At 62.7% G+C, this 2500-nt stretch carries 3 protein-coding genes and 1 tRNA gene; 3 read left to right on the top strand and 1 reads right to left on the bottom strand.

Translation table 11 applies throughout. The annotated features are described in order from the left end of the window. Nucleotides 1-184: 184 nt before the first annotated feature. Nucleotides 185-958, bottom strand: a complete 774-nt coding sequence (locus ACH2EI_RS10760) for a maleylpyruvate isomerase family mycothiol-dependent enzyme (RefSeq protein WP_395154567.1) — start codon at nt 956-958, stop codon at nt 185-187. A gap of 105 nt (nt 959-1063) precedes the next feature. On the opposite strand from ACH2EI_RS10760, the gene moaC reads away from it, so the two are divergent. From moaC to ACH2EI_RS10745, 3 genes are all read left to right on the top strand, one after another. Further along, nucleotides 1064-1576 (top strand): cyclic pyranopterin monophosphate synthase MoaC, encoded by a 513-nt coding sequence (moaC, locus tag ACH2EI_RS10755; RefSeq protein WP_395154566.1) that lies wholly within the window; start codon nt 1064-1066, stop codon nt 1574-1576. A gap of 170 nt (nt 1577-1746) precedes the next feature. Then, nucleotides 1747-2376 carry a hypothetical protein gene (locus ACH2EI_RS10750; RefSeq protein ID WP_395154565.1) on the top strand — a complete coding sequence of 210 codons (630 nt, stop codon included), beginning with the start codon at nt 1747-1749 and terminating at the stop codon, nt 2374-2376. 40 nt (nt 2377-2416) lie between these two features. After that, a tRNA-Ala gene (locus ACH2EI_RS10745) sits at nt 2417-2492 on the top strand. Nucleotides 2493-2500: the final 8 nt, after the last annotated feature.

Raw genomic sequence — 2500 nt, 5'->3', positions numbered from 1 at the left:
GGCCACATCGTCGACTGCGTCGACCTCGGCGGGGCCACATCGTCGACTGCGTCGACCTCGGCGGGGCCACATCGTCGACTGCGTCGACCTCGGCGGGGCCACATCGTCGACTGCGTCGACCTCGGCGGGGCCACATGATCTGGCACACTTTTCTGGCGCCACGGTTGCGCTTCTTCGCCCCGCTCTAGTCGAGTTCGCTGAAGGCTCTGAATCTTCTGGCTACTACCTTGTCGCCGATCATTTCGAGGCCTTCGTCATCACGGCGCCACAGCCACATCAAGATGTCTTGAGCGCGGCCCCGGACTGCGACGTCACCCTTGCGATGCTCGCGAGTGAAGGTGGCTGCTGGTTCCTTCATGGCTGCGATGAACCATTCGCCGGCACCTTCGGGAAGATCATCGTCGGTGCAGTGCAGGTGGACGGTGCCGCCGACCTTCATCTCACCTTCACGGCGATCGGATGCAGCGAACCACATCAGGAACTCGTCGATCCCGTCGGCGCAGATGTCAGACGGGAAATCGACCTCGAACCCGAGGGCCATACCGGCGTCCAACAGGTGCATCAGTGTTTCCTGCGCCATCCGGCGCCGCACCCATGCGGTTGGTTGGGCAGCACCGGTCCACGTCCAGACCTTCTGGTGGAGATCGGCGGCGTGGAGGGCTTCGCACAATCGGACGTGGGAGGCGAACGCGGATGCGACCAACTCGACGTCGGTCTCGGGCCGTGTCGGTGCGGCAACGCTGCGGACGTCGTTGCGGTCGGTGATTTCTTCGGAGACGATGGAAGCCCAAAAGTTCCAGACTTCGCCGACGTGGTAGACGAGGTCGTCGAGCCGCCAGCCGGGGCAGGTCGAGATCGACGTGGTGAGGTCGGCGCCGTCGACGAGCCGGAGGAACTCGGTGCCGTCGACACGGATGTGGTCGAGTGCGTCGTAGAGAAGGGGCGCCGGCTCGGTCATGACGCGAACCGTACCAATTCGATGCCGACGCCACGCTGTGTTCGAGCGCATGAGTGAGCGCATGAGTGAGAGGGCTGGCGCCTCGACGGGTACCGTCGTGGCTGCATGAGCGACCCACAGTTCACACACCTTGACTCCGCAGGCCACGCCCGAATGGTCGATGTCTCCCCAAAAGAACCGACGCACCGTCGCGCCGTTGCTCGTTGCAACGTGCAGATGCAACCGGAGACCATCGCTGCAATCGTCAACCGCGAGGTGAAGAAGGGGGACGTTCTCTCCGTTGCCCGCGTTGCAGGCATTCAGGCGGCGAAGCGGACCTCCGACATGATTCCGCTTTGTCATCCACTGATGATCTCCAGCGTGTCGGTCAACTTTGAGGTGGGCGACGACCGCATCATCGTCGAGGCGCACGTCGACTGCATCGAGCGGACCGGCGTCGAGATGGAGGCCCTTCACGCGTGCAGTGTCGCGGCGCTCACCATCTACGACATGTGCAAGTCAGCGGATCGCGCCATGACGATTACGGACTTGGCGCTGTGGGAAAAGACCGGTGGACGATCGGGCACTTACCGGCGTGCTAGCGAGGTCGCAGCATCGAAAGAGGCAGATCAGGCCTAAATTCTGCTGCGCGATCCATTGGCCGAGATGTTCGACGTGCAACGATTACATGACGGGCAACACGCCAGTTGTTGCGCATACCGTTACAAACGTCCTAGAATCGTAATATAAGTCGTACGAGCAGCAGAACCGATCTGTTGCTGACCGACTGAACTCTCACACCCTTACTTATGGCCAGACTTGTCCTCCTCGTCGTTGCAGCAGCTTGGGCTGCTGTCCTGATTCCTCCGATGCTGCGATCCCGTATCGACAACCGACCCAACTCGTCGGTCACCGATTTCCGGCGGCAGCTGAACAAGCTGCAAAGCAACTCGACTCCGGCCCGCGGGTCGGTCCGGTCCATGGGCCGCTCGCTCGCACAGTCGTCTTCGCCGCTGCAGCGTCAAGCCGCAGCGGGCCGCCCCGGCCAAGGGGCGATGCGGCAGGCGCCGGTCCGTCAGGCATCGATGCGCAGTGGCGACACGGCAACTCGCCAGCGTCCTGTACAGCGACCCGCCCCAGCCAGCGAAGCAACTCGCTATCGCTCTCACGGCGACCACACCGGGGGGCAGCGCCGCCCAGAAGCGGGCCACGCAACCGGTCGGTCCGCCACGCTGAAGCAGCGCCGGATGAACGTACTTTTCATTCTCCTCGTCACTGCTGCCTGCACGATGTTCCTCGCCGCGACCACACAGTCGACGGCGATGCTCTGGGCGTTCGGCCTGTCGTTCCTCGGTCTGTGCGGCTACGTCTATGTGCTTGCGCAGTTGCGTGAGCGCGAGAGTGTCGAGTGGAACAACGGCTGGCTCGAACAGCGCTGACGGTCCAAAGAATCGAGCGCTACACTGCGCTTTCGTATTTGGGGCTATAGCTCAGTTGGTAGAGCGCTTCGTTCGCAATGAAGAGGTCAGGGGTTCGATTCCCCTTAGCTCCACCACCCCGTTT

Origin of the sequence: Ilumatobacter sp. (genome assembly GCF_041688325.1) — a bacterium.
In the GTDB taxonomy this organism is placed as follows: Bacteria; Actinomycetota; Acidimicrobiia; order Acidimicrobiales; family Ilumatobacteraceae; genus Ilumatobacter_A.
The sequence above is the reverse complement of the archived record's forward strand: the minus strand, read 5'-3'. Positions and strand labels throughout refer to the sequence as shown.